The sequence below is a fragment of the Streptomyces sp. NPDC051677 genome (assembly GCF_044453465.1).
Classification (GTDB): domain Bacteria; phylum Actinomycetota; class Actinomycetes; order Streptomycetales; family Streptomycetaceae; genus Streptomyces.
Genome location: NZ_JBITCT010000048.1, coordinates 1 through 25575 on the forward strand (window position 1 = coordinate 1; position 25575 = coordinate 25575).

20 protein-coding genes and 1 pseudogene are annotated in these 25575 nt (G+C 72.6%); 10 read left to right on the plus strand and 11 right to left on the minus strand.

Going from position 1 to position 25575, the window contains the following annotated elements:
* Positions 1-855 (plus strand): RNA-guided endonuclease InsQ/TnpB family protein (locus ACIBAF_RS39165; protein WP_399469824.1); only part of this gene is annotated, 855 nt, incomplete at its 5' end.
* Between the two features lie 17 nt (positions 856-872).
* Positions 873-1091: pseudogene (locus tag ACIBAF_RS39170) on the plus strand (hypothetical protein); the annotation flags it as partial.
* A gap of 8 nt (positions 1092-1099) precedes the next feature.
* Here the strand turns inward: ACIBAF_RS39170 and ACIBAF_RS39175 are convergent.
* Entirely contained in the window at positions 1100-1672 is a 573-nt protein-coding gene (locus ACIBAF_RS39175; protein WP_399469826.1) for a cob(I)yrinic acid a,c-diamide adenosyltransferase, read from the minus strand.
* A gap of 449 nt (positions 1673-2121) precedes the next feature.
* Here ACIBAF_RS39175 and ACIBAF_RS39180 point away from each other — a divergent pair, with 449 nt between their 5' ends.
* Both ACIBAF_RS39180 and ACIBAF_RS39185 read left to right on the plus strand, forming a co-directional pair.
* The gene (locus tag ACIBAF_RS39180) at positions 2122-2445 is read left to right on the plus strand and encodes an STAS domain-containing protein (protein ID WP_079659504.1); all 324 of its coding nucleotides are present in this window, start codon (positions 2122-2124) and stop codon (positions 2443-2445) included.
* A gap of 237 nt (positions 2446-2682) precedes the next feature.
* On the plus strand, positions 2683-5223 hold the full coding sequence (locus tag ACIBAF_RS39185) for an ATP-binding protein (protein ID WP_399469828.1): 2541 nt from the start codon (positions 2683-2685) through the stop codon (positions 5221-5223).
* 84 nt (positions 5224-5307) lie between these two features.
* On the opposite strand, the gene nucS is transcribed toward ACIBAF_RS39185, so the two are convergent.
* Positions 5308-5988 carry an endonuclease NucS gene (gene nucS / locus ACIBAF_RS39190; RefSeq protein WP_399469830.1) on the minus strand — a complete coding sequence of 227 codons (681 nt, stop codon included), beginning with the start codon at positions 5986-5988 and terminating at the stop codon, positions 5308-5310.
* A gap of 320 nt (positions 5989-6308) precedes the next feature.
* Between nucS and ACIBAF_RS39195 the strand changes: the two genes are divergently transcribed.
* Entirely contained in the window at positions 6309-6701 is a 393-nt protein-coding gene (locus ACIBAF_RS39195) for an SCO5389 family protein (protein WP_079659502.1), read from the plus strand.
* 92 nt (positions 6702-6793) lie between these two features.
* Here ACIBAF_RS39195 and ACIBAF_RS39200 read toward each other — a convergent pair whose 3' ends face one another.
* Positions 6794-7822 carry an LLM class flavin-dependent oxidoreductase gene (locus ACIBAF_RS39200; protein WP_399469833.1) on the minus strand — a complete coding sequence of 343 codons (1029 nt, stop codon included), beginning with the start codon at positions 7820-7822 and terminating at the stop codon, positions 6794-6796.
* A gap of 241 nt (positions 7823-8063) precedes the next feature.
* Here ACIBAF_RS39200 and ACIBAF_RS39205 point away from each other — a divergent pair, with 241 nt between their 5' ends.
* Positions 8064-8396, plus strand: coding sequence for an ATP/GTP-binding protein (locus ACIBAF_RS39205; RefSeq protein WP_399469835.1), 333 nt, complete (start codon positions 8064-8066; stop codon positions 8394-8396).
* A 43-nt stretch (positions 8397-8439) separates the two neighbouring features.
* On the opposite strand, the gene ACIBAF_RS39210 is transcribed toward ACIBAF_RS39205, so the two are convergent.
* The 4 genes from ACIBAF_RS39210 to ACIBAF_RS39225 form a co-directional block, all read right to left on the minus strand.
* Positions 8440-9321 carry an ABC transporter permease subunit gene (locus ACIBAF_RS39210; RefSeq protein WP_399469837.1) on the minus strand — a complete coding sequence of 294 codons (882 nt, stop codon included), beginning with the start codon at positions 9319-9321 and terminating at the stop codon, positions 8440-8442.
* Complete coding sequence (locus ACIBAF_RS39215; protein ID WP_399469839.1) at positions 9318-10697, minus strand: ATP-binding cassette domain-containing protein; 1380 nt, start codon at positions 10695-10697, stop codon at positions 9318-9320. Before ACIBAF_RS39215 ends, ACIBAF_RS39210 begins: the two co-directional genes overlap by 4 nt.
* Before the next feature lie 109 nt (positions 10698-10806).
* Positions 10807-11577 carry an ABC transporter permease gene (locus ACIBAF_RS39220; protein WP_399469917.1) on the minus strand — a complete coding sequence of 257 codons (771 nt, stop codon included), beginning with the start codon at positions 11575-11577 and terminating at the stop codon, positions 10807-10809.
* A gap of 2 nt (positions 11578-11579) precedes the next feature.
* On the minus strand, positions 11580-12539 hold the full coding sequence (locus ACIBAF_RS39225; RefSeq protein ID WP_399469841.1) for an ABC transporter ATP-binding protein: 960 nt from the start codon (positions 12537-12539) through the stop codon (positions 11580-11582).
* 184 nt (positions 12540-12723) lie between these two features.
* Here ACIBAF_RS39225 and ACIBAF_RS39230 point away from each other — a divergent pair, with 184 nt between their 5' ends.
* Positions 12724-12975, plus strand: a complete 252-nt coding sequence (locus tag ACIBAF_RS39230; RefSeq protein WP_399469843.1) for a hypothetical protein — start codon at positions 12724-12726, stop codon at positions 12973-12975.
* A 58-nt stretch (positions 12976-13033) separates the two neighbouring features.
* On the opposite strand, the gene ACIBAF_RS39235 is transcribed toward ACIBAF_RS39230, so the two are convergent.
* The 3 genes from ACIBAF_RS39235 to mce all read right to left on the minus strand — a co-directional run bounded on the left by ACIBAF_RS39235 (position 13034) and on the right by mce (position 18710).
* Positions 13034-13972: a cellulose-binding protein gene (locus ACIBAF_RS39235; protein WP_079659495.1), complete on the minus strand. Its 939-nt coding sequence runs from the start codon at positions 13970-13972 to the stop codon at positions 13034-13036.
* A gap of 183 nt (positions 13973-14155) precedes the next feature.
* Positions 14156-18037 carry a polarized growth protein Scy gene (gene scy, locus ACIBAF_RS39240; RefSeq protein WP_399469845.1) on the minus strand — a complete coding sequence of 1294 codons (3882 nt, stop codon included), beginning with the start codon at positions 18035-18037 and terminating at the stop codon, positions 14156-14158.
* Positions 18038-18269: 232 nt separating this feature from the next.
* A complete protein-coding gene (gene mce, locus ACIBAF_RS39245; RefSeq protein ID WP_319675716.1) occupies positions 18270-18710 on the minus strand; it encodes a methylmalonyl-CoA epimerase in 441 nt (146 codons plus the stop codon).
* 151 nt (positions 18711-18861) lie between these two features.
* Between mce and ACIBAF_RS39250 the strand changes: the two genes are divergently transcribed.
* Together ACIBAF_RS39250 and meaB are read left to right on the plus strand one after the other, a co-directional pair.
* A complete protein-coding gene (locus tag ACIBAF_RS39250; RefSeq protein WP_399469848.1) occupies positions 18862-20073 on the plus strand; it encodes an acetyl-CoA C-acetyltransferase in 1212 nt (403 codons plus the stop codon).
* Positions 20074-20137: 64 nt separating this feature from the next.
* Positions 20138-21094 (plus strand): methylmalonyl Co-A mutase-associated GTPase MeaB, encoded by a 957-nt coding sequence (gene meaB / locus ACIBAF_RS39255; protein ID WP_399469850.1) that lies wholly within the window; start codon positions 20138-20140, stop codon positions 21092-21094.
* A gap of 16 nt (positions 21095-21110) precedes the next feature.
* Here the strand turns inward: meaB and ACIBAF_RS39260 are convergent, their stop codons facing one another.
* A complete protein-coding gene (locus ACIBAF_RS39260; protein ID WP_399469852.1) occupies positions 21111-21527 on the minus strand; it encodes a hypothetical protein in 417 nt (138 codons plus the stop codon).
* 178 nt (positions 21528-21705) lie between these two features.
* Between ACIBAF_RS39260 and ACIBAF_RS39265 the strand changes: the two genes are divergently transcribed.
* Positions 21706-25446, plus strand: coding sequence for a helix-turn-helix domain-containing protein (locus tag ACIBAF_RS39265; protein WP_399469854.1), 3741 nt, complete (start codon positions 21706-21708; stop codon positions 25444-25446).
* Positions 25447-25575 lie beyond the last annotated feature (129 nt).

Here is a 25575-nt window from a genome sequence, read left to right on the forward strand (position 1 = left end):
AAGGTGCCCGGCTGCGGCTGGGTCCGCTTCCGCCTCAGCGCCAAGGGCAGGGGCGCGCGACTGCCCGACGCGAAGACGTTCCGGGTCACCTACCGGGGCGGGCAGTGGCACATCGCGTTCGCCGTCATCCCCGACCCGGTGCCGTCGCCCGGCACGGGCGGGGTGATCGGCATCGACCGGGGTGTCACCGTCACCGCTGCCCTCTCCGACGGCCGCAAGCTGAACTGCCCGCAGCTCACCGTCAAGGAGCGGGCACAGATCCGCAAGCACCAGCGGCGTGCCGCCCGCGCGCCGAAAGGCAGCGAAGCCAAGGCGGCCGGGCACGCGAAGGTCGCCAGGCTCAAGGCGCGGGAGGCGAACCGGCGCAAGGATTGGTGCGAGAAGACCAGCACCTTGCTCGCCCGCACCTACGACCTGATTCGCTTCGAGAAGCTGAACATCAAGAACATGACCCGCTCCGCGAAGGGAACCGTGGAGCAGCCCGGCCAGAACGTGGCGCAGAAGTCCGGCCTCAACCGGGGCATCCTCGCCCAGGGATGGGGCCTGCTCCGGCAGCGCACCGGGCACAAGGCCCCCGGCCGGGTCGAGGACGTTCCCGCTCCCTACACATCTCTGCGGTGCAGTGCCTGCGGGTGGATCGAGAAGAAGTCGCGCAAGAGCCAAGCCGACTTCGAGTGCGTGTCCTGCGGTTTCACCTGCAACGCGGACACCAACGCAAGCCACAACGTCGCGGCAGGACAGGGCGGGATCCCCCGCCCCCGGCGGACAGCCGGTGCCGGAGGGGTGACAACGGCCACCAGCCGCTCGAGCGCCCGTGAACCTCAACCCGACCGGGTTGGAATCCCCCTCTTTTAAGAGGGGGAGGATGTCAAGAGTGGAAGGTCGCGGGCCGCTGGATCCTCGCCGCGCTGGTCGCCGCGGCCCTGCTGCAGGCGGCCGTCTGGTACGTCGGCGGCGACGGCGAGACCGACTCGCTGCGGGCGTGGCAGCAGCGGATGCTGTTCGTCATCGGCATCAACGTCGTCATCGCCGGGAGCTACACCCTGTTCCCGAAGCGGGAACCGAAGCGGGAACCGGCCAAGATGCGATAGCCGACGCGTCAGCGCTCCCCGCCCGGCACCCAGAGCACGTCGCCGACCGCCCTGTTGGCCGTGCGGGCCAGGATGAACAGCAGGTCCGAGAGGCGGTTGAGGTAGGTCGCGGTGAGCGGGTTCATCACCTCACCGTGCGCCTCCAGCGCGGCCCAGGTGGAGCGTTCGGCCCGCCGGACGACTGTGCAGGCCTGGTGGAGCAGGGCCGCGCCCGGGGTGCCGCCCGGGAGGATGAACGAGCGCAGCTTCTCCAGTTGCTCGTTGAAGCGGTCGCAGTCCGCCTCCAGCCGGTCGACGTAGAACTGCTCCACCCGCAGAGGAGGGAACTGGGGGTTCTCCACCACCGGCGTCGACAGGTCCGCGCCCACGTCGAACAGGTCGTTCTGGACGCGGGTGAGGACCTTGACGAGCTCCTCGTCCAGCCCGCCCAGCGCGAGCGCCGTGCCGATCGCCGCGTTCGCCTCGTTGGCGTCGGCGTACGCGGCGATCCTGAGGTCGGTCTTGGCGACCCGGCTCATGTCGCCGAGGGCGGTGGTGCCCTGGTCGCCGGTCCTGGTGTAGATGCGCGTCAGATTGACCATGCGGCCAATCTAGACCGTCCTCGACGCCACGTTCCGTTCCGTTCGTCACTGCCGCAGGCACCTGGTCACTCCAGGGCCAATCGGCGTGAATCGGACAGGATTTGACGACGTGACCGGCGTCTCACGCTCTGAGACGTGAAACGCGTTACTAACCGGTCACACAGCGCCCCCCGCCCGCTAATCTCCCGCCGAGAGACATACGGACAGGCAACCGGAGCGGCTGCGCCGGATGGTTGACGCCGGTGACATCGGACGCGTGAGCGGGCAGGGCTTCTACAGGCACCGAAACCGCACAGGCCCCATACGCCTCACCCCTGCGGGTGAATTCGGTATCGGTTCGCTCACAGACGGCAACCTCCGACCGCTTCGCGCAGTCAGAGGTTCAGTCAGAGGTTGCACCACCGGAACACCACACCGCGGAGCACGAGACGCACGCTTAGGGGAGCGCTATGCACATCAGGGGCGACCACGTCGAGCTGGTCGTCGGGGGCCGCCTCGACGTGGTCAGCGCGGCGGACGCCCGTACGGTCCTGCACACGGCCGTCGACGACGGAGTCGGCGACCTGGTGCTCGACCTGTCCGAACTGGACTCCTGGGACGCCACCGGACTCGGCGTCATCATGGGCGTCCACCGCCGGGCCGGCCGCTGCGGCCGACGTCTGGTGCTGCGTGGCGTACCGCCGCAGATGCAACGACTGCTGGTGGCCACCCGGCTGCACCGGATCCTCGCGATCGAGGGCGGCATCGGCGTGGAGTCCCTGCCCCGGGTGTGACCCATCAGGGGCGTGGCCTGCGGCGGGAAACGTGCGACGGGCGCAATCCTCATAAGACTGTGACGCTTCGGGCGGCCCGGCACCCCGGGCTGTCGTAGATACTGTGCGAAGGTTTACGGTTCGTCTGCCCGCCGCCCTCAGCCCTCGAGCGGGCACCGGACCAGAAGCGACAGCGCAGTGTGCAGCAAGGCCGGGAGGGGCTACCGCCACACACGACGCTTTTGGGGGGCTTGACCCATGGACCCGAACACCCGGGGACCCGAGGAGTACGGCCGCGAAGGCGACGGCCAAGCGCCGCGCCAGCGCCCCTCCAGGGACCCCCTCACACCCGACTTCGGCCAGCACACGCCGGCCCAGGCCCGCACGGTGCGGCTCGTCGCCGGCGCACACCTGCTCACGGTCAACCCGGTCGACGGCAGCGAGATAGAGCTCTGCCCGCCCACCGAGCGAGCCGAACGGCCCGCCAAGCGCACGCCCGAACAGCGCGCCGAGGCCGAGCGCGCCGCCCGGCCGCCCGCCCCCGCGGGACCGGCCCGGCCCGCGCGGCCGCTCATCGGCCGCCAGGACGAACGCGAACAGCTGGTCCGCCTCCTCGCCCGCGGCCGCTCCGTCCGCCTCACCGGCGCTCCCGGCTCCGGCCGCACCAGCCTCCTCGACCTCGTCGCCGAGGACTGCGAGGACCTCGCCCCCGACGGCGTCGTCCGCCTCACCGGCCTCGGCCGCACCACGTCCGAGCTGCTGCACGACCTGTTCCACGCCGTCTACGACGCCCCCCGGCACCGCCCCGAGGACGACGACCTGCGCGCCCTCGTCCGCGAGATCGGCGCGGTCGTCGTCGTCGACGACCTCGCCCTCGGCGGCGCCGCCCTCGACGGACTGCTCGACGCGACGCCCGAGTGCGCCTTCCTGCTCGGCGCGACCCCGGACACCCCGCTGCCCTCCGCCGACTCCGCCGTCGAGGAGGTCGTCCTCACCGGACTGGACCGCGCGGGCGGCGTCGAGGTGATCGAGCGCGCCGTCGGCCGCGTCCTCACCGAGGAGGAGGCCAACTGGGCCGGCGACCTCTGGTTCGAGTCCGAGGGCCTGCCGCTGCGGTTCGTCCAGGCCGGCGCCCTCCTCTCGCAGCGCGACCAGCTGCGGGCCGGCGCCGACGCCGTCGACGCGTTCGGCGTGTTCGAGGACGCCCGGCCGTTCACCGCGTCCCTCGACGCCGTCGACGTGGCCGGGGCGGGCGAGGCCGAGGAGATATCCCTCCCCTCGCTCGGCGAGGCCGCCGCACCCGCCCCGCTGCTCGCCGCCCGCCTCAGCGCCTCCGCCCGCGCCACCCTGCGCTTCGCCGTCGCCCTCGGCGGCGAAGTCCCGCACCAGGCCCACCTGCCCGCCCTCGTCGGCGACACCCACGCCGACGCGGCCCTCGGCGAACTCACCGCCTGCGGACTCGTCTCCCCGGTCGGCACCCGCTACCGGCTCGCCGCCGGCGTCCAGGCGCAGCTGGAGGCCGCCGGATACGCCGACGACATCGCGGCCCGCGCCGACACCGCGGCCCAGCACTACGCCTGGTGGGCCGGCCATCCCTCGGTCACCCCCGAGCGGGTCTGCGCCGAGGCCGACGCCGTCCTCGCCGCCCTCACCGCGGTCGTCCCCGCCACCACCCGACCCGCCGAGGACGAGGAAGCCACCGCCGTCCAGCTCGCCCGCACCGCCGCGCCCGCGTTCGCCGCGGGCCTGCACTGGAGCGCCTGGGAGAGCAGCCTGCACGAGGGCGCCGAGGCCGCCCGGCTCGCCGGCGAGTCCGCCGACCGCGCCTACTTCCACCACGAGCTCGGCATCCTCGCCCTGTGCTCCGGCGAACTCGACCGGTCCCGCTCCGAGCTGGAGGCCTCCCTCGCCCTGCGCGGCACCATCGCCGACAAGCGCGGGACCGTCGCCGGCCGCCGCGCCCTCGCCCTGGTCGCCGACGCCTCGGGCGACGTCCCGGGCCTGGCCGCGGCGACCGCCGCCGAGGAGGTGCCCGACGCCCGCCACGAGGAGTCGGCGTCCCCGCCGCGCGGCATCGTTCAGGCGGCGCTGCCCACGTTCCCGCCGGAGGCCGAGACCCTCGTCTCCCGCCGCGAACCGCCCGCACCGCCGGCCCGGCACAGCCGCGGCGGCCTGAAGGGCCTGGCCAAGCGCAACCTCGTCGCGGCCGGCGCGGGCGCCCTGCTCGTCGCCGTCCTCGGCACCGTGGTCACACTCGGCGCGACCTCCGACAACGACGCCCACGACCCCGCCCGTCAGGGCGGCGTCAACCCCTCCGCCAGCACCGGCGTGGGCGACGGCGGCCTGGACTCCGACACCCCGAGCGACGGCAGCGGCTCCGCCGACACGGGCGACGCGACCAGCAGGCCGACGGACCCGGGCCCGGACGGCACGATGGGCACGTCCGACGACCCCACGCCCACCGGGGAGGCGGAACCGTCGTCGGGGGCGAGCAGCTCGCACGGGACGGGGGACGGGGGGCCTTCGAGTACGCCGGCCCAGCCGTCGTCGAGCACGAGTTCCGGGCCTGGGCACGGGTCCGGGTCGCCTTCGCCCTCCGGGTCGTCCAGCAGCGGTACGAGCACGTCGCCCTCACCCTCGGCGTCCCAGTCCGACACCACCAGCCCGCCCCCGGCCGAACCCTCCCCGCCGACCTCGAACTCGGCCAGCAGCTCGATGTCCTCCTCGCCGGCCGGCTCGGTCAGTTCCTCCGGTTCCTCCGGTTCCTCCGCGTCGGCCTCGCCGGACCAGGTGATCTGAGCCTCGGGCGCACGACAGGGGCCGGGTTCCTTCCCCAGGAACCCGGCCCTTGTCGTCGTACCGTTCGTGTCGTCGTACGCGAGCTCAGAACAGCCGCAGCTTGTCGTCCTCGATGCCGCGCATCGCGTCGTAGTCGAGGACCGTGCAGCCGATGCCGCGGTCCGTGGCGAGGACGCGGGCCTGGGGCTTGATCTCCTGGGCCGCGAAGACGCCGCGGACCGGGGCGAGATGCGGGTCGCGGTTCAACAGCTCCAGATAGCGCGTGAGTTGCTCGACTCCGTCGATCTCGCCGCGTCGCTTGATCTCCACCGCGACGGTCTGGCCGTCGGCGTCCCGGCACAGGATGTCGACCGGGCCGATGGCGGTCATGTACTCGCGGCGGATGAGGGTGTAGCCCTCGCCGAGGGTCTCGATGCGGTCCGCGAGCAGTTCCTGAAGGTGTGCTTCCACGCCGTCCTTGATCAGGCCGGGATCGACGCCGAGTTCGTGCGACGAGTCGTGGAGGATCTCCTCCATCGTGATGATGAGCTTCTCCCCGCCCTTGTTGACGACCGTCCAGACGCTCGCCGCGCCCTCGGAGTCTCCCGCGTCCTCCTTCAGCGTGCAGGGCGGCGACATCCAGTTCAGGGGCTTGTAGGCCCGGTCGTCCGCATGGATGGAGACGCTGCCGTCCGCCTTCACCAGAATGAGGCGGGGGGCGGAGGGGAGGTGGGCGGTGAGCCGGCCGGCGTAGTCCACGGAGCACCGGGCGATGACGAGACGCATGGTGCACAACGCTATCCGACGCCCCGCCGCCCACGCGATTCGCCCGCCCGTCTCCCACCGCCACCCTGACCGAGGCCCCTTCGGGCCCACCCCTTTTGATCTGGTAACCCCTCGTTTCGAGGCTGCTCGACAGTGGCCGATTGTGTGCCTACCAGCAGTTCCCTATGTGCCCATTCTCCTGGTGCCGTCACCGTCCGTTGCCTACCGTAGTGAACGGGAGGTCGCGATGCGTGTACTCAGCGTGTGCGGTGTTTCGGCATGCGAACTCCCTTTCCCTGTCCGGCAACCCCTGTTGTTCCGGGGGTGCGAGAGGAGTACCCATGTCGCTCGACGTCTCACCGGCCCTACTCGAACAGGCCGAGCGAGGCGAGGTCGACGAAGCAGAATTCGTCGACTGCGTCCGGACCTCCCTGCCCTATGCATGGGAGATGGTCAGCTCCCTGGTGGCCCAGCTGAAGGTGGACGGCGGAGCATTCGCCGACAACCAGACGCCCCCGCCGGACGAGCAGGCACGCGGGCAGTTGCTGCGCGCGCTCGCGAGTGACGCGATACGCGGCGCGCTGCAGCGGCACTTCGGTGTGCGTCTGGCCTTCCAGAACTGCCACCGGGTGGCGGTGTTCCCGTTGGACTCGGCTGTCGACGAGAAGCTCGCCCGCTTCACCTCGGTCCGCAGCCAGGTGCTGAACCAGTCCCCTGAGTTCCGGGACTGCTGAGGCACTCGTGTGAGCCTCTTGCTTGCCGCTCCTGACGCGGGAGGTGCCATCAGCAGTACGGGAGCGGCAGGCTTCGCGGTCGGCTGGGCTGTTCACCGGAGGTGGGGGAGCACCTCCGAGCCCAGCCGTCGTACGTTCTCCTCGGTGGCGGCCAGGTCGCCGGAGCCCTCGACGAGGAGGGCGAAGCGCGAGATGCCGGTCCGCTCGCTGGTCGCCGCGAGGCGGTCGACGCACAGCCGCGGGGTGCCCACCGGGTGCAGCCCGCAGAGGAGTTCGGTGTACGCCACCGGGTCCCGCATGCTGCGGGCCCGGCCGTCCACCGTCACATGGGCGTCGAGTCCCTGCTTCAGCCAGCCCGGCATCGCCTTCACCAGCGTCTCCACCGCGTCCGTGCGCCGGTCCGCGATCTGGCAGACGCCCGCCGAGACATGCGCCGCGCCCCGGATCTCGTCCTCGGACCGGCCGGCGGCACGCGCGTACTGGCCCCAGCGGGCGACCATCTCGGCCTTCTCCTCGTCCCCCACGTGCATGCCCAGCAGCATCGGCAGTCCGCGCTCGGCGGCCAGCCGCACGCTCGCCGGCGAGGTGCACGCGACGACGACCTCCGGGCCCGACGTCTCCGTCAGCGCCTCCGACGGCCGCGGTACGACGGCCACTTCGCGGAAGCGGAAGCGCTCGCCGGCCGCCGCCACCGAGGGTTCGCGCAGCCAGCGCACCAGCAGATCGAGTGATTCCGGGAACCCCTGCTCGTACGCCTCGAGGCCCGATCCGAACACCTCCAGGTCGACCCACGGGCCGCCGCGGCCCACGCCGAGCGAGAAGCGGCCGCCGCTCGTCAGATGCAGCAGCGCGGCCTGTTCGCCGAGGGCGACGGGGTGGACGGTGGGCAGCACGCTGACCGCCGTGCCGACCCGGATGCGGCGGGTGCGGCCCAGCAGCAGAGCGGCGAGCGTGACCGCCGACGGGCACGTGCCGTACGGCACGAAGTGGTGCTCGGCCAGCCAGACCGAGTCGAGACCCGCCTCCTCGGCCACCTCGGCCGAGCGGACCGCGCGGTGCAGCGCCTCCCCCTGGCCCTGGCCCGGGAACTGGGCTCCCAACACGAAACTTCCAACGCGCATGGACTTTCCTGCTTCCTTGGCTCCGACACGGAGCTCCCCCACCCGGCATAACCGTCTGACACGTGCCGAGGACACGGCCTGGCGAAGAGATTTGCGGATTGTCTGCAGAATGCGTCGTCGTGCGGCTCGTGCGGCGTCCGCGAGGGGGACCTGTAGGGCTCGCCGTCCTACGGGTACCCGCGTGCTCGCCGCGTAGGCTGGACGCCAAACCTGCTTCCTGTATAGCCCCGTGAGGTGTCCTGTGTCCCCGCGTCGCAACCGACCCAAGGGTGAGGGCTCGTCCGGCCGCAGCGCCGAGGACGACCGCGAGAGCCGTTACGGCGGCTGGCAGTCCGCGGAGAGATGGCAGGGCGAGCAGTGGAGCGTACGGCATGTGGCGGGCGCGAGTGCCCAGGGCAAGACGTACCGGTGCCCCGGCTGCGACCAGATGATCCCCGACGGTGTCCCGCACGTCGTCGCCTGGCCCGAGCACGCGGGGGTCGACGACCGCCGCCACTGGCACAAGGCGTGCTGGAACGCACGGGACCGCCGCACCCCGGGGATGCAGCGGTCCCGTAACGCGCCCAGGTTCTAGGGCAGTTCCAGGGGCTCTGGTGCTCCAGGGCCCTGGTGGACGGTCAGACGTCCCGCTTCTCCAGCAGGGCGAAGGCGCCGCCCAGGACGACGGCCGTCGTGCCCAGCGCGATCCACAGCGGGTCCCAGCCGGAGGGGCCGCTGTCGCTGAGCGAGCTGGAGTAGAAGACGCCCAGCTGGTTCGGGATCGAGTACTCGAAGAGGATCTGCTGCAGGCGTTGCAGCGACGACGAGAACATGAAGATCGCGATGACCAGCGGAGCCAGCAGGACGCCGATCATGATGGTGATGGCGCCGGCCGAGTGCCGGATGATCGAGCCGACGGCGAGCGAGAGCAGCCCGAGCAGCGCCATGTAGAGGGACACGCCGAAGGTGGCCTTCAGCCACTCCCCGCCGGTCGGCTGCCGCGCCTCGGTCAGCATCGCCACGTGCACCATCGCGATGAAGCCGGACGACAGGAACGTCACGACGAACGCGACGGCGAAGAACACCACCGCCTTCGCGGCGAGGACCCGGCCGCGCGTCGGGCAGGCCACCATCGTGGTGCGGATCATGCCGGTGCCGTACTCCGAGGCGGTGGTCAGCACGCCGAGCGTGATGATGCACATGCTGCCCAGCAGGATGCCGAAGAAGCCGAAGGAGAGCGCGGTGTCGCCCTCGAGGTCGCTCTCGGAGGCGTTCGCGGCCACCACCGCTCCGGCCAGCAGTCCGACGCCGACGACGAGCAGCACGAACACGCCCAGCGTCCACATCGTGGAGCGCACCGACCGGATCTTCGTCCACTCCGAGGCGACGGCGTGCCCCAGGTGGGTGCGCACGATCGGGATCGGCGAGGTGTAGGCGGCGCCGGGCGCGCCGTACGAGGGACCGGGCGCGGCCTGCCAGGCGGGCGCGACCTGCGGCGACGGGTGCTGCGGGGTGCTCATCGGGCGTCCTCGGACTTGATCGGGGCGTCGGGGGCGGGGGCAGCGGCGGCGGGCGCCTTGTCCAGCGACGGGGCGGGGGCGACGGCCGGAGCAGGGGCAGCCGGTGTACGAGCCGGCGGCTGTCCCTGCGCCTGAGCCTGAGCCTGCGCCTGCGGTGCCGGCGCGGCTGCCGGGGCTTGGCCGACGGGCGTGGCCGGGGCGGCGCCGGCCGGCTGGGCGGGGGCCTGGGCGTACGGGTTCGGGTTGCCTGGGCCGGGAGTCGCGGTGGGGGCGCTCGGGGCGCCGTATGCGCCGTAGAGGGCCGGCGGAGAGGTCTGGGCCGGCTGCGGGGGTGCGTAGCCCTGCTGCTGCGGGGGCGGCGGGGCGTACCAGCCGGGCTGGCCCTGGCCGGGCACCGGCATCTGCATCGGCGGCTGCGCGCCGGGCGGCAGCTGCTGCTGGAGGCCGGCCTTCTGGTCGATGGTCGACCGGTAGTCGACGGCGCCCTGCGTCATCCGCATGTACGCCTCCTCCAGCGAGGCCTGGTGCGGCGACAGCTCCCACAGGCGTACGTCGGTGTCGTGGGCGATGTCGCTGATGCGAGGGAGGGGCAGTCCCGTCACCCGCAGCGCGCCGTCCTGCTCGGGCAGCACGTGGCCGCCCGCCTCGGTGAGCGCGGCGGCCAGCTTCTCGCGCAGCTGCGGCTCCGTGTGCGGGGTGCGCACGCGCGCGAAGTCGGCGGAGTTGGCCGAGATGAAGTCCGTCACGCTCATGTCGGAGAGCAGCTGTCCGCGCCCGATGACGATGAGATGGTCGGCGGTCAGCGCCATCTCGCTCATGAGGTGGGACGAGACGAAGACCGTGCGGCCCTCCGCAGCGAGGGACTTCATCAGGTTGCGCACCCAGAGGATGCCCTCGGGGTCGAGGCCGTTGACCGGCTCGTCGAAGAGCAGCACCTGGGGGTCGCCGAGCAGCGCGGCGGCGATGCCGAGCCGCTGGCCCATGCCCAGGGAGAAGCCCTTGGAGCGCTTTTTGGCCACCTCCTGGAGGCCGACCACGCCGAGCACCTCGTCGACCCGCCGGGCCGGGATGCCGGACAGCTGGGCCAGGCTCAGCAGGTGGTTGCGGGCGTGCCGGCCGCCGTGCACGGCCTTGGCGTCCAGCAGGGCGCCCACCTGCCGGGCGGCGTTCGGCAGCCTGCGGTACGGGTAGCCGCCGATCGTCACCGTCCCGGCGGTGGGGTTGTCCAGGCCGAGGATCATCCGCATCGTCGTCGACTTGCCCGAGCCGTTCGGCCCGAGGAATCCGGTGACGGCGCCCGGCCGTACCTGGAAGGAAAGGTTGTACACAGCGGTCTTGTCGCCGTACCGCTTGGTCAGGCCGACAGCCTCGATCATGCTCCGCACCCATCGAAAGGATCAGGACAGCAGGGCACACGCCCCCGTAAGGGTTAGGAGGATATCGGGGCGCTGACGGTTCCGCTCAAATGAAAGCAAAGCCTGAACGTCACGCGTCGCGTTTCTTCAGCAGGAGGTAGCCGCCGGCCAGCGCGGCGACCACCCACAGCGCCATGATCGCGAGCCCGCCCCAGGGGCCGTACGGAGTGTCGTCGTCGATCGGCGTGACCACCTGCATGATCTTGCTGCCGGCCTGGTCGGGCAGATACCGTCCGATCTTCTTCGTCGCGGAGACGTTGCCGAGGATGTTGGAGATCAGGAAGAAGAACGGCATCAGGATGCCCAGCGACAGCATCGGCGAGCGCAGCATCGTGGCCACGCCCATCGAGAACACCGCGATGAGGGTCATGTACAGGCCGCCGCCGATGACCGCCCGCAGGACTCCGCTGTCCCCGATCTCCGCCTTGTGGGCGCCGAGCATGGCCTGCCCGAGGAAGAACGTGACGAAGCTGGTGAGGAGCCCGACGGCGAGACACAGCCCGGTGGCCACCGCGATCTTGCTGAACAGGAACGTGGCGCGCTGCGGCACCGCGGCCAGCGAGGTGCGGATCATGCCGGTGCTGTACTCGTTCGACACGACGAGCACCCCGAACACGATCATCGCGAGCTGGCCGAGGCTCATCCCGGCGAAGCTGATGAACGTGGGGTCGAAGGAGAGCTGGTCATTGCGGCTCATGCTGTCGAAGTCGTTCTTCGACAGCGCCGAGATCAGCATGCCGAGGGCGATGGTGACGATCACGGCGAGGGAGAGCGGCCACACGGTGGAGGCCACCGACCGGATCTTGGTCCATTCGGACCGGATGACCTGGGTCGCCGCCATCATCAGCTCCTCGTCCAGTCGTCGCCCCACTGCTGCTGCTGTGGCTGCGCGGGCGTGTCCGTGTGCGCGTGGTACTCCACCGACTCCGCGGTCAGCTGCATGAACGCCTCTTCCAGGGAGGCCTGTTGGGGGCTCAGCTCGTGCAGCACGATCTGGTGCTGCGCGGCCAGCTCCCCGATGCGCTCGGACTTGCCGCCGTCCACCTCCAGCACCCCGCTGCCCGTCTCCACGACCGTGATCCCCGCGCCGTGCAGCACATCGAGCAGCCGCTCCCGCTGAGGGCTGCGAATCCGCACGTACGACCGTGAGTTCTGGGCGATGAAGTCGGCCATGGAGGTGTCGGCGAGCAGCCGGCCCTGGCCGATGACGACGAGGTGGTCGGCGGTCAGCGCCATCTCGCTCATCAGGTGCGAGGAGACGAACACGGTCCGCCCCTGCGCCGCGAGGGACTTCATCAGGTTGCGGATCCAGTGGATGCCCTCGGGGTCGAGCCCGTTGACCGGCTCGTCGAACATCAGGATCCGGGGATCGCCGAGGAGCGCGCCCGCGATGCCGAGCCGCTGCCCCATGCCCAGCGAGAAGCCCTTGGCCTTCTTCTTCGCCACCGCGGTGAGCCCTACGGTGTCCAGCACCTCGTGCACCCGGCTCTTGGGGATGCCGTTGCTCTGCGCCAGGCACAGCAGATGGTTGAACGCGCTGCGCCCGCCGTGCATGGCCTTGGCGTCCAGCAGCGCGCCGATGTACTTGACGGGGTCCTTGAGCCGGTCGTAGTGCTGACCGTCGATCCGCACGTCCCCGGCGGTCGGCCGGTCGAGGCCGAGCATCATCCGCATGGTGGTGGACTTCCCGGCGCCGTTGGGACCGAGGAAGCCCGTGACGATGCCTGGTCTGACGGTGAAGGTGAGGTTGTTCACCGCCACTTTCTCGCCGTACCGCTTCGTCAGGCCCGCAAGCTCGATCATGCGGACCACGCTAGGCGCGGGCGTCTGCGGATGCCACACGTATGGGCAAACGGAGACCGACCAGCGTGGCAAGAATGGTGAAAGCCGTCGTCCAGAGGAAGGCGTACGCGAGGGCCCACTCGCCGTGCCCCGGGCCAGTGCGGCGGCGAGAACGGCGGTGCCGAGCTGCTGGAGGATCCGGGTCGTGCTGCCGGCGTCCGGGACGTGCTCGGGGGCGAGGTCCTGGAACGCCCCTGACCATCAGGGCCGGGTCGGCCGCGCAGATCCCGCAGCAGGGGAGCGTGCCGAGGGCGGTCAGCAGCAGCCCGGTCACCGCGACCGGGCGGCAGCCCAGACGGTCGGCGAGGCCGCCGGCAGACCGGGCCGGCAGGGCGCCGACGCTCTGCGGGACGCGCAGCCGCCCGGCGGGCAGCACGCTCTCGTGCCGTGCCTGTGACATGACGAAAGCCCGCGCCCCCCGAAGGGGACGCGGGCCTCGGCGTTCGATCGGGAACCTACCGGGACTGCTGGGCCGGAACCCCGCGGGAGATCGGCTCGTCGTCCGTGGACGGCGTGCCGGCCGCGGCCACCGCGGCGCCCGTGAGCGTGGCGAGCATCTCGCGGACGTTCGTCAGCTGAGCGTTGATCGAGTCGCGGCGGTTGGTGAGCGCCGCCAGCTCGCGCTCGGATTCCGAGCGGATGCGGTCCGCCTTGGCGTTGGCGTCGGCCACGATGTCCTCGGCCTGACGCTGCGCCGTCTCGACGGTCTGACGGGCGCGACGCTCGGCGTCGGTGCGCAGCTTCTCGGCCTCCAGGCGCAGCTGCTCCGCGCGGTGCTCGATCTCCGCGAGACGCTTCTCCGCCTTCTGCTGACGGGACGCGAGGTCGCGCTCCGACTGCTCGCGGCGCTTGGCGAGGTTGGTCTCGAAGTCGGCAGCGGCCTGCGCGGCCTTCGCACGGGTCTCCTCGAAGAGGGCGTCGGCCTCCTCACGCTTCGACTGCGCGTCCTTCTGCGCCTCGGAACGCAGCTGCGACGCGTCGCTCTTGGCCTTCTCGACGATCCGGACGCCCTCGTCCTCGGCCTTGGCCTTGCGCTCCGCAGCGAACGATTCTGCGTCGTTGCGAACCTGCTGGGCCGCCGACTCGGCGAGCTCACGGTGCTGCTCGGCCGCCCGACGGGCCTCCTCGCGCAGGTCCTTGGCCTCTTCCTCGGCGAGGCGGAGGATCTTCTCGACACGCGCGCCGAGACCGGCGTACGACGGCTCGGCGTCGCTCACCTGGGCCTGGGCGTTCTGCGTTTCGAGGTGGAGCTCCTCGATGCGCTTTTCCAGAGCAGTGATACGGGCCAGAGCGCTGTCACGGTCGGAGACGAGCTTCGAGATGCGTTCGTCCACCTGAGCGCGGTCGTACCCACGCCGCACAAGCTCGAAGCCGTAGGGGGAAGTGTCGCTCATGGGGTTCCTGTCGAATGAGACCGGTGAGGTGATAGGGGGAATCCTAGGGGCCTTTGCGGTGTGTCATCGAGCGTATGCGTGTTTGATCTGGAGAATGACACCCCTTTTGGGTGGCTGAGCGGCAGACCGCTTGCCAAAGATTCGGTCAAAGGCCCCAGACTTTAACGCAATCCACACATTCCGCTAGCCTTCAGAGGACTTCCCACCCGATCGAGGCGCCCCGATGGCGGCGCCCGCCTTGACGCCTCCGTCCTTGCCGCCGCCCGGCGCCTCGAAGGACTCCAACGCCTCCAGCACGTCCTGGACACGGGAGATCTCGGCGTTGATGTCCTCACGCCGACGCACCAGGACCTCCAGCTCGCGCTTGCCCTCCTCGACCGTGCGCCGCGCCTCGCGGATCGCCTCGGCCTTGAGCTCCTCGGCCTCCCGGACGAGCGTCGACTTCTTCTGCTCGGCCTCCTTGAGCAGCCCCTCGGCCTTCTTCACCGCGGCGATGCGGACCTTGCCCGCCTCCGAGTTGGCGTCCGACACCAGCTCCTTCGCCTTCGCCTGCGCCTTGGCGAGCTGCTCCTCGGCCGCCTTGATGAGCGCGTCACAGCGGTCGCCCGTCGACTTCATCGTCTCGGCGGCCTCACGGCGGGCCCGCTCGTGCAGCGACTCGATCTCGGCGGTGATGCGGTCGCGCAGCTCCTCGGCCCGCTCCCTTATCGCGGTCGCGTCCCGGCGGGCGCCGACGAGCAGCTCGTCCGCGTCCGTACGGGCCTTCTCCACCCGCGAGTTGCCCTCCACCGTCGCCTCGGAGACGACCCGGTCGGCCTCGCTGCGGGCCGCGCCGACCATCGAGTCGGCCTGCGCCTCCGCGTCCGCGGTGGTCTTCTGCGCCTGCGTCTGCGCCTCGGTGAGCAGCTTGTCGGCCTCGGCCGCCGTCTCCGTGATGAGGGTGTCGACCTGCTCGGCCGCCTCGGAGCGCCGCTTGTTGGCCTCCTTGCGGGCCTCGTCCAGCGTCGAGTCGGCCTCCTCGCGGGCGACGCTCATCAGCCGGTCGGCCTCCGCGGCCGCCTCCGTCTTGACGCGCTCGGCCTCGGCGCGGACCCGCTCGGCGTGCGCCTGCGCGGAACCCACCGTCTCGGCGGCGTCGGCGCGCAGCCGCTCCGCGTCCCCGGAGGCGTCCGAGATGAGCTTCTCCGCCTTGGCGACCGACTCGGCGCGCAGCCGGTCGGCCTCCGCGACCGTCTCCGAGTGCAGCCGCTCGGCCTCGGCGATGGTCTCCGTCTGGAGCCGCTCCGCCTCGTTGCGCGCCTCGGTGATGAGGGTGTCGGCCTGCGTCGCCGCGTCCGAGCGGATGCGGTTGGCGTCGTCACGGGCGTCCGCCCGGGTGCGCGAGGCGTCCTGCTCGGCCTGCGCGATGGTGTCCGAGGCCTCGGTGCGCACCCGCTGAGCGTGCGCGGACGCCTCCGAGCGCAGCCGCTCCGCCTCCGCGATCGCCTCGCCGACGGTCCGCTCGGCCAGCTCCTGCGCGGCCTGAGCCGCCTCGTTCGCCTCCCGCCGGACCCGGTTCGCGTCCTCGGAGGCCCGCTCCTGCACCGTGTAGGCGTCGGAACGGACCCGGTCCGCCTCCTCCTCGGCCTCACGCCGGGTACGGTCCGCCGCGTGCTCGGCGGCCGAGCGCAGCCCGGTGATCTCGTCCTGCGCCTGCTCGTGCAGCCCGGCCACGGAGTCCCGTACCTGCTGCGCGTGCTGCTCGGCCCCCGACACCATCTCGGTGGCGCGCCGGTCGGCCTCCTCGACCAGCCGGACGGCCTCGCTCTGCGCCTCCTCCACGCGCCTGCGCGCGGAGGCCAGCAGCTCCTCGCTCTGCTCGCGGGCCCGCTCGCGCTCCTGGTCGGCCTCCTGGCGGGCGGAACCGAGGAGTTCCTCGGCCTCGCGCCGGCGCCGGAGCGCCTCCTCCTGGGCGGCGGCCAGCGTCTCGGACGCCTCCGCGGACAGCCGCTCGGCCGCGGCCTGCGCCTCCGCGCGCACCCGGTCGGCGGTGTCCTGCGCCTCGCTCTTGAGCCGTTCGGCCTCGGCGGCGGCCTCCGATCGCAGCCGGACGGCGACGGCCTCGCCCTCGGCGCGCGAGGCGGACGCGTCGGCGGCGGCCTCGTTGCGCAGCCGGTCGGCTTCGTCGGCGGCCTGCTGCTGGAGCGTACGGATCCGCTCGGCGGCCTCCGAGCGCAGCCGGTCGGTCTCCTCGCCGGCCTCGCGGCGGATCCGCGCGGCCTCCTCCCGGGCGTCGGTGAGCGCCTGTTCGGCGGAGGCGAGCCGGGACTCGACCTCCGTCTGCAGCCGGGTCAGCTCCTCGGCGGCCTCCGCCTGCCGGGCCTCGACCCCGCGTTCGGTCTCCTCGCGCAGCTCCTGCGCGGCCCGCTCGGCGCCCGAGGTGATGGTCTCGGCGAGCTCCACCGCCTCCTCGCGGGAGCGCTCGGCCTCGGCGCGGGTGCGCTCCAGGGTCTCCTCGGCCTGGCGGCGCAGCGTGGTGGCGCGCTCGATGGCCTCGGTGCGCACCTTCTCGCTGTCCGAGGTGGCCTTCTGGCGCAGTTCGTCCGCGTCGGCCCTCGCCTTGGACAGCAGTTCCTCGGCGGTCCTGGCCGCCTCCTCGATCTGCTGGACGGCCTCCTTGCGGGCCTCCGCGCGGATCTTCTCGCCCTCGGCGACCGCGTCGGCGCGCAGCTGCTCGGCCTCGCCGCGCAGCCGGCGGGCCTCCTCCTGCAGCTCGACCGTCTTGGCGCGGTACTCCTTGGTGTCGTCCTTCGCCGAGCCCTTGAGCTGTTCGGCGATGTCGTGCGCCTCGGCACGCAGCCGGTCCGCCTCGGTCTCCGCCTCGCGGCGGATCCGCTCGGCCTCCTCGGCGGCGGCCTTCGTGGTGTTCTGCGCGTCCTCCTGCGCCTTGTTGAGGACGTCCTCAGCGGTCTTCGCCGCCTTCGACAGCTGGGTGGCGCTCTCCTCGGCGGTGAGCGTGCGGGCCTTCTCGGAGGCCTCCGCGACGATCTTCTCGGCCTCGGCGCGGGCGTCGGCGACGACCTGCTCGGCGTCCGCCTTGGTGGTCTCGGCCTCCTTGGTGGCCTCGCTGACCAGCCGGGCGACCTGCTCCTTCGCCGTGCGGGTGCGCTGCTCGTTGGCCGACTCCGCGCTGGAGAGGGCCTTCGACGCGGACTCCTTGGCCTCGGCGAGCACCTTCTCGGCCTCGGCCTGCGCCTTGCGCAGCGCCTCCTCGGCCTCGGACATGCGCTGTTCGGCGGCGCGGCTGAGCTCACCGGCCTGGCGGCGGGCCGCGTCGGACTCCGTGACGGTGGAGGTGCGCAGCTGCTCGGCGTGGTCGCTGGCCTCCTGGGCCTGCGTGGAGGCGGCGTTCAGCATCCGCTCGGCGTCCGTGCGGGCGCGCAGCAGGAGCTGCTCGGCCTCCGCGCGGGTCGCCTCGGCGTCGGCCTGGAGCCGCTGGCGGGCCTCCGCGGCGACCCGCTCGGCCTCGGCGCGCGCGGCCGCCAGGGACTGCTCGGCCTCGGCGCGCGACTCGTCGAGCAGCCGGCGCGCCTGCGCCTCGGTGCGGGCCCGCAACTGCTCGGCCCACGCGACGTTCTCGTTGACGTGCGATTCGACGTTCTGCCGGCGCTCGGCCAGCTCCTGGTCGAGCTGCTGACGGCGGGTGACCGCCTCCTGGTGCAGCTCCGCCTGGAGCCGGGCGGCCTGCTCGGCGTGCTCCTGGAGGATCCGCTGCGTCTGCGACCGGGCCTGGCTCAGCTCGCGCTCGGCGTCCTGCCGCAGCTGGTCGGCCTGCATCTGCGCGTTGCGCAGCATCTGCTCGGCCTGGTACCCGATGTCGCCGCCGTCGAAGGCGGGCCGGGACATGATGGTGCGCCGCGCCTCGTGCAACTTGGCGCGCAGCACCTCGACCTGGTAGCCGAGGTCCTCGGCGTGCTGGATCGCCTTTTCCCGCTCGGTCTTCAGCCGCTTCATCTCGGCTTCGAACCGAGTCAGGTGGTCGACGTCAGCCGCCGGCTCCCGCTCCTGGCTCTCGTAGCCCCGCACTGCGCGGTCCCATCCGTCCCTGGTCGCAAGCTTCCCGAACGAGCTCCGTCCATCCGCCGAACGGGGCTCCCGGGGAATGGTGTCAGATCAACGGCGGAGCATGGGCTGCTGCCCCGACGCTCGTCCCCCGAAACCCGGACCCCGGCTGCGCCCTGCCGCCGTACGGCAGGACCGGGTCGCCCCGGTGTGAGCGGCGACCGCCCCCAACCCTACCGGCCCATATGTACGAGGGTCAGTGCTCAGGTGACTCAACAGGGGCCGATGTGACCAGTTCTGTCAGTACTCCGTGGCAATCCTTTGGGTGCAGAAAAGTGATTCGTGACCCCATGGAGCCGCGCCGCGGCTCTTCGTACAGAACGCGTACGCCCTTGGAGCGGATGTCCGCGGCCTCGCCGTCCACATCCGCCGTACCGAAAGCGATGTGGTGGACCCCTTCGCCGTTCTTGTCGAGCCACTTGGCGACGGTCGAGTCCGGCCGCGTCGGCTCGAGAAGCTGCAGGTACGAGGCGCCGCCGTCGGACGTATCGTTGATCTTGAGCATGGCCTCGCGGACGCCCTGCTCCTCGTTGACCTCGGAGTGGAACACCTCGAAGCCGTAGGTCGCCCGATAGAACTCGACGGTCGCGTCGAGGTCGTGGCAGGCGATACCGATGTGGTCGATTCGCGTCAGCATGGAGTCAGTGCACCGCGCGGGAGGTGGTTACGCAACGTGCGCGCGATCACACTGAAGGCCGGGTGACGGCACGGAGTGCCACTCAGTACATTCGAAGTAAACCCTCGTTCACTCCTCGGCCTGTGCGGGCCGGTAAGGGGAATCGCAGCTCATGACTGAATCGACTGGTTCCAACGGCACGACCTCGGTGATCGTCGCGGGCGCGCGTACGCCCATGGGACGGCTGCTGGGCTCCCTGAAGTCCTTCTCCGGAGCCGACCTCGGCGGCTTCGCGATCAAGGCCGCCGTCGACCGTGCGGGGATCGGCGGCGACCAGGTGCAGTACGTGATCATGGGCCAGGTGCTCCAGGCCGGCGCGGGCCAGATCCCGGCCCGCCAGGCCGCGGTCAAGGCCGGCATCCCGATGAACGTCCCGGCGCTCACGATCAACAAAGTGTGTCTGTCGGGCCTCGACGCGATCGCGCTCGCCGACCAGCTGATCCGCGCCGGCGAGTTCGACATCGTGGTGGCCGGCGGCCAGGAGTCCATGACCAACGCCCCGCACCTGCTGCCGAAGTCCCGCGAGGGCTTCAAGTACGGCGCGATCGAGATGCTCGACGCGATGGCGTACGACGGTCTGACCGACGCCTTCGAGAACATCGCCATGGGCGAGTCCACGGAGAAGCACAACACCCGTCTGGGCATCGCCCGTCCGGAGCAGGACGAGATCGCCGCCCTGTCCCACCAGCGCGCGGCCGCCGCCCAGAAGAACGGCGTCTTCGAAGCCGAGATCACCCCGGTCGAGATCCCGCAGCGCAAGGGCGAGCCGGTCGTCTTCAGCAAGGACGAGGGCATCCGCGCCGACACCACGGCGGAGTCCCTGGGCAAGCTCCGCCCGGCGTTCACCAAGGACGGCACGATCACCGCGGGCTCGTCCTCGCAGATCTCCGACGGCGCGGCGGCCGTGGTCGTGATGAGCAAGGCCAAGGCCGAGGAGCTGGGCCTCGCCTGGATCGCCGAGATCGGCGCCCACGGCAACGTGGCAGGACCGGACAACTCGCTGCAGTCGCAGCCCTCCAACGCCATCCTGCACGCCCTGAAGAAGGACGGCCTGGACGTCTCCGACCTGGACCTGGTCGAGATCAACGAGGCCTTCGCCGCGGTCGCCGTGCAGTCAATGAAGGACCTCGGCGTGTCCACGGAAAAGGTGAACGTGAACGGTGGGGCCATCGCCCTGGGCCACCCGATCGGCATGTCCGGCGCGCGCCTCGTGCTGCACCTGGCCCTGGAGCTCAAGCGGCGGGGCGGCGGCGTCGGCGCGGCGGCGCTGTGCGGCGGCGGCGGTCAGGGTGACGCGCTGATCGTGCGGGTACCGAAGGCCTGAGTCCTTCCCGCCGGGTTGTTCCCGCCGGGTTGTTTCTGCCGGTTTTCTCTCGAACGGAGCTGTGATGCAGGACGTCTCCTCGCTGGTCGCCCAGGCCAGGGAAGGCCGGCCCCGGGCGGTGGCCCGGCTGATCTCCCTGGTGGAGGGGGCGTCCCCGCAGCTCAGGGAGGTCATGGCGGCCCTGGCTCCGCTCACGGGCAACGCGTACGTGGTCGGCCTGACCGGTTCGCCGGGCGTCGGCAAGTCGACGTCCACGTCGGCGCTCGTCACCGCCTACCGCAAGCAGGGCAGGCGGGTCGGCGTCCTGGCCGTCGACCCGTCGTCGCCGTTCTCCGGCGGCGCCCTGCTCGGCGACCGTGTGCGCATGTCGGAGCACGCCTCCGACCCCGGCGTCTACATCCGCTCCATGGCCACCCGCGGCCACCTGGGCGGCCTGGCCTGGGCGGCCCCGCAGGCGATCCGCGTGCTGGACGCGGCGGGCTGCGACGTGATCCTGGTCGAGACGGTCGGCGTCGGCCAGTCGGAGGTCGAGATCGCCTCCCAGGCCGACACCAGCGTGGTGCTGCTGGCCCCGGGCATGGGCGACGGCATCCAGGCGGCGAAGGCGGGCATCCTGGAGATCGGCGACGTCTACGTCGTCAACAAGGCCGACCGGGACGGCGCCGACGCCACCGCCCGCGAACTGAACCACATGCTCGGCCTCGGCGAGGCCCGCGGCCCCGGCGACTGGCGGCCGCCGATCGTGAAGACGGTCGCCGCCCGCGCGGAGGGCGTCGACGAGGTCGTCGAGGCGCTGGAGAAGCACCGCGCGTGGATGGAGGAGCACGGCGTCCTCACCGAGCGGCGCCGTGTCCGCGCCGCCCGCGAGGTCGAGACGATCGCCGTCACCGCCCTGCGCGAACGCATCGGCGACCTGCACGGCGACCGCCGCCTGAGCACCCTCGCCGAACGCATCGTCGCCGGCGAACTGGACCCCTACCTCGCGGCCGACGAACTGGTGGCGGGACTCACCGAGGGGTGAGCCCCGCCGGGCCACGTCAGCGCGCGCAGAAGCGGTGCGTGCTGTCGCGCAGGGCGGACGTCGACTCCGTCCAGTACTCGACCTTGGTGACGCCGCCGGCGCGGTCGGCCGTCAGCGGGATGGTCACCGACCGGCGCTCGTCGTCGACCCACGGCGAGGGCGCCACCGCGACGACGTTCCGGCCCTGGATCGCACGGAAGTGCGCCCGGGTGCTGCCGAGCTGGTCGTCCACCACCGTCGCCGTCACCGTCACCGAGCGGTTGGTGAAGTGGGCGCTGATGGCGCGCAGGCCACTCGTCTCGCCCCCTGTGACGGGGCACGAGACGCGGGCGCCGGCGGGCGCCGGGGGCTGGGCCGGGGCGGCGGGCGCCGCCAAGGCGAGGGCGGCCGTCGCGGCGGCCACGGACAGGGCGATGCTGATCTTTCCGGGCATGGAAATGCCTCCGTTCGTCGATCGGATGGAAGGGCTGCGGAACCCGGTGTGCCGTCACTCAAAGTGCTGATCCCGGCCCGCTGACAGCACGTTGCCCGCCCCGGAACCGGCACGCTAGGTCCGGCGCGTACCCCCTTTCGGGCGCGTTGGAATACGGCCGGTGACCTGGGGGAACGCGATGCATGAGGAAACCGCGGCGGAGGACTTCGGGGCGGCGCTGCGCAGGATCCGTCAGGCCGAGGGACTGTCACTCTCCGAGCTCGCGCAGGTGGCGAACTACAGCAAGAGCCACCTCTCCAACATCGAGCACGGCCGTAAGCGCCCGAACCGCGAGCTCGCCGAGAAACTCGACGCCGTGCTCGACACCGGCGGAGCCCTGCGCCGGCTGTGCGCCACGCCCGGCGCCCAGCCCGGACAGCGCGCCACCCCCTGCCCGTACCGCGGCCTCGAGTACTACGGCCCGGACGACGCCCGCTGGTTCTTCGGCCGCGCCGGGGCCACCGCCACGCTCGTGGACCGGGTCGCCGACGCCGTCCGCGAGGGCGCCGGCCCGGTGGTCGTGTTCGGGGCCTCCGGCTCGGGCAAGTCCTCGCTGCTGCGGGCCGGACTGCTGCCCGCCGTCGCCGACGGCGCGCTGCCGAGCCCGCCCGGCGGATCCGGCCCCTGGCACGGCGTCGTCGTGACGCCCACCGCCCGTCCCGTGGACGCCCTGGCCCGCGCCCTCGCCCCGCACCTCGACGCCGACGAGGGCGAACTCGCCGGGCGGATCAGGGCGGGCGAACCACTGGCAGAACCGGACGGCCTACGGCGGCTGCTGCTGGTCGTGGACCAGTTCGAGGAGGCGTTCACGCTCTGCGCGGACCCCGCCGAACGCGCCGCCGCCATCGACGCGCTGTGCTCGCTGCCGCTCGCCGTCATCGCGCTACGCGCCGACTTCTTCGACCACTGCCTCACCCACCCGGCCCTCGTCGGCGCGGTGCAGCGGCGGCCGATGGCGCTGGGCGCGATGAGCCGGGACGAACTCGCCGCGTGCGTGACCCGGCCCGCCGAACTGGCCGGACTGGAGATCGAACCCGGCCTCCTCGACGTCCTGCTGCACGACCTCGACCCGGCCGGCCGCGGCTACGAGCCCGGCACGCTGCCGCTGCTGTCGTACGCGCTCCTGGCCACCTGGCAGCAGCGCACCGGCAAGCGGCTGACCGCGGCCGGCTACCGCAGGACCGGCGGCATCCAGGGGGCCGTCGCCGCCACGGCCGAGCGGACGTACCTCGACCTCGGCCCCGAACAGCGGGCGATCGCCCGGCAGCTGACGCTCCAGTTGGTGCGGGTGGGGGAGGAGGGCGCGGACAGCAGACGGCACGTCGAACGCGACCGGCTGGTTCCCGGGGCGGAGGCGGCCCTTGAGGCGTTCACCCGGGCGCGGCTGTTCACCGTGGACGGCGACCGCGTCGCGATCACCCACGAGGCGCTGCTGCGGGCCTGGCCGCGGCTGGCCGGCTGGATCGACGCCGACCGGGCCGGGCTGCGCACCCACCAGCGGCTCACCGAGGCCGCCCGCGCCTGGACCGACGGCGCCCGGCGACCCGAACTGCTGTTCCAGGGCGCCGTGCTGGCGGTCGCGGAGCAGTGGGCCGCCGACCACCCCCGCCGGCTCGGCCCCGCCGAGCGCGAGTTCCTGGCAGCCGGTCGCAGGGAGGCCGATCGGGGGCTGCGCCGCCTGCGGCGCGCACTGGCCGCCCTCGCCGGACTCCTGGGCCTGCTGCTCGTCGTCTCCTCGGTCGCGGTCCTCAACGGCCGGGAGGCCCAGCAGCAGCGGGACCGGGCGACACGACAGGCCCGGGAGGCCCAGGCCGTCGCCATGACCGAGCGGGTCGGGGCGCTGCGCACCGCCGACCCGCTCCTCGCCGCCGCCCTCTCCGTCGCCGCCCGCCGCAGGGCGCCGGACCTATTGGCCGCGCGCGGCGCGCTGCTGAGCAGCACCGGCCTGCCGCACCCCACCCCGCTGCCGGGCAACGACGTCAGCGTCTCGGCGTTCGCCTTCGGGCCCGGCGGTCTCACCGCCGTCGGCACCCGGCAGGGCGTCGTACGGCTGTGGCGGGGGACGCGACGGACGGGCGAGATACGGCTCCCCGGGCGGCCCGCGGTGTGGGGGCTCGCCGTCGCCGCGGACGGCCGCACTCTCGTCGTGGCGGACTCGGCGCAGACCCGGGTCTGGCGAGTGGACGGACGGTCCGCCCGGCCCGGCGCGGTGCTGTGGGCGAACGGGGGCGCGCGTGACGCGAAGATCGCGCCCGACGGGCGCACGCTCGCCGTCGCCGGGGTGGACGGGAGTCTGCGCCTGTGGGACCTCGCCGACCCGCGACGGCCGGCCGTCCACCGCGTGTCCGAACGGCCGCTGTACTCGGTCTCGTTCAGCCGGGACGGCTCCCGGCTCGCGACCGGCGGTGAGGACGGGCACGCCACCCTCTGGACGCACGGCACGCACCGCCTCGCCTACGACGTCGTCGACACCGTGTCCTTCACCGGCCCCTCGGTCACCGAGGTCGCCCTCAGCCCCGACGGGCGGCGCCTCGCCGCCGGGCTCTCCGACCGTGCCGTGTGGCGGTGCGACCTGGACGCCGGCGGCCGCTGCGCCGCACCGGTCAGGACGACGCAGCGCGCCGAGGGCTACACCGTCGGGATGGCCTACAGCCCCGACGGCTCGCTGCTCGCCGTGGCCGGGGAGGCGGGCGGACTCCAACTGCGCCATCCCCGGACCGGGTTGGTGCTGACCACCCTCGCGCACCCGACCCCGCTGCAGTCCCTGGCCTGGGGACCCGGCGGCCGCACGCTGTACGCCGGGTCGGCGAGCGGCGGCACGGCGTCCCTGTGGCGGCTGCCGCTCCCACAGCTCATCGGACACGCGGAGCAGGTCTACGCCGTCGCCCTCGACGACGCGCACGCCCGCGCCGCCACCGCGTCGCTCGACGGCACGGCCGCCCTGTGGGACGTCCACGATCCGGCCCGCCCCCGCTTCCTGGCCGGCCTCCCGCACCGCACCGGGGTCACGGCCGTCGCCTTCGACCGCTCCGGCGCCCGGCTCGCCACGGGCGCCGAGGACGGCACGGTCACCGTCTGGGACGTGCGCCCCGGGCGTCTGCGGCGGCTCGGGCAGGAACGCCTCCACCGGACGACGGTGAACGACGTCGCCTTCAGCCCTGACGGGACGCTGCTGGCGAGCGGCGCCCGCGAGCGGGGCGCACGGCTGTGGGACGTCTCCGCCGATGGCCGGCTCACCGCACGCGCCCGGCTGGCCGGCGGCGCCGGGGTCCAGGCGGTCGCCTTCGGGCTCGGCGGACGGGCCCTGGCGACGGCCGAGACCGAAGGCGCCGTACGCCTGTGGGCCACGCGGGGGCGCGGCGCCCCGCGACCGCTGTGGACGCGGGCGGACCACACGGCGATCGTCACCGACGTCGCCTTCGCCGAGCGGGGCGGGCTGCTCGCCTCCGGCGGCAAGGACGGGGCCGTTCTGCTGTGGCGGCTCGACCCGGACGACGCCCGGCACCGGCCGGCCGGCGGGCCCCGGCCGCTGCTCGGCCACACCCGGCACCTCGCCGCCCTCGCCTTCGCCCGGCACGGAGACACCCTGCTCACGGCGGGCGAGGACGGGGCGGCGCTGCTCTGGGACACCGGCCGCGCCGACCCCGTCGTACGGGAACGGCTGGACTCTCCCGGGGAGACGTTCGACGACGCGGCCGTCAGCGCGGACGGACGCACGGTCCTCACGGCGGACCACTACACGGCGCGGGTGTGGACCACGGACGTGGCGCAGGCCGAGCGGCAGGTGTGCGCGACGGTGGGCGCACCGCTGACGGAGGCTCAGTGGCGGCTGCGGCTCCCGGGGATCGACTACCAGCGCCCGTGCGCAGGGCACGGCTGAAGGGGCGGGAAATCGCGTGGTGCGGCGCGGGGGCGCGCTGATACGTTCACCCGCGTGTTTCTCCTCTTGGCATAGGGCCCGCCTCGGCCCGTGACCGGCGAGCGGCAGTCGGCCGCGCCGGTCGCGGCG

What these genes read in the sequence shown, in the direction of transcription:
- ACIBAF_RS39175 (WP_399469826.1), bottom strand. Translation starts at nt 1,672, where the DNA reads ATGGTCAATCTGACGCGCATCTACACCAGGACCGGCGACCAGGGCACC.
- ACIBAF_RS39180 (WP_079659504.1), top strand. Translation starts at nt 2,122, where the DNA reads ATGCACATCAGGGGCGACCACGTCGAGCTGGTCGTCGGGGGCCGCCTC.
- ACIBAF_RS39185 (WP_399469828.1), top strand. Translation starts at nt 2,683, where the DNA reads ATGGACCCGAACACCCGGGGACCCGAGGAGTACGGCCGCGAAGGCGAC.
- nucS (WP_399469830.1), bottom strand. Translation starts at nt 5,988, where the DNA reads ATGCGTCTCGTCATCGCCCGGTGCTCCGTGGACTACGCCGGCCGGCTC.
- ACIBAF_RS39195 (WP_079659502.1), top strand. Translation starts at nt 6,309, where the DNA reads ATGTCGCTCGACGTCTCACCGGCCCTACTCGAACAGGCCGAGCGAGGC.
- ACIBAF_RS39200 (WP_399469833.1), bottom strand. Translation starts at nt 7,822, where the DNA reads ATGCGCGTTGGAAGTTTCGTGTTGGGAGCCCAGTTCCCGGGCCAGGGC.
- ACIBAF_RS39210 (WP_399469837.1), bottom strand. Translation starts at nt 9,321, where the DNA reads ATGAGCACCCCGCAGCACCCGTCGCCGCAGGTCGCGCCCGCCTGGCAG.
- ACIBAF_RS39215 (WP_399469839.1), bottom strand. Translation starts at nt 10,697, where the DNA reads ATGATCGAGGCTGTCGGCCTGACCAAGCGGTACGGCGACAAGACCGCT.
- ACIBAF_RS39220 (WP_399469917.1), bottom strand. Translation starts at nt 11,577, where the DNA reads ATGGCGGCGACCCAGGTCATCCGGTCCGAATGGACCAAGATCCGGTCG.
- ACIBAF_RS39225 (WP_399469841.1), bottom strand. Translation starts at nt 12,539, where the DNA reads ATGATCGAGCTTGCGGGCCTGACGAAGCGGTACGGCGAGAAAGTGGCG.
- ACIBAF_RS39235 (WP_079659495.1), bottom strand. Translation starts at nt 13,972, where the DNA reads ATGAGCGACACTTCCCCCTACGGCTTCGAGCTTGTGCGGCGTGGGTAC.
- mce (WP_319675716.1), bottom strand. Translation starts at nt 18,710, where the DNA reads ATGCTGACGCGAATCGACCACATCGGTATCGCCTGCCACGACCTCGAC.
- ACIBAF_RS39250 (WP_399469848.1), top strand. Translation starts at nt 18,862, where the DNA reads ATGACTGAATCGACTGGTTCCAACGGCACGACCTCGGTGATCGTCGCG.
- meaB (WP_399469850.1), top strand. Translation starts at nt 20,138, where the DNA reads ATGCAGGACGTCTCCTCGCTGGTCGCCCAGGCCAGGGAAGGCCGGCCC.
- ACIBAF_RS39260 (WP_399469852.1), bottom strand. Translation starts at nt 21,527, where the DNA reads ATGCCCGGAAAGATCAGCATCGCCCTGTCCGTGGCCGCCGCGACGGCC.
- ACIBAF_RS39265 (WP_399469854.1), top strand. Translation starts at nt 21,706, where the DNA reads ATGCATGAGGAAACCGCGGCGGAGGACTTCGGGGCGGCGCTGCGCAGG.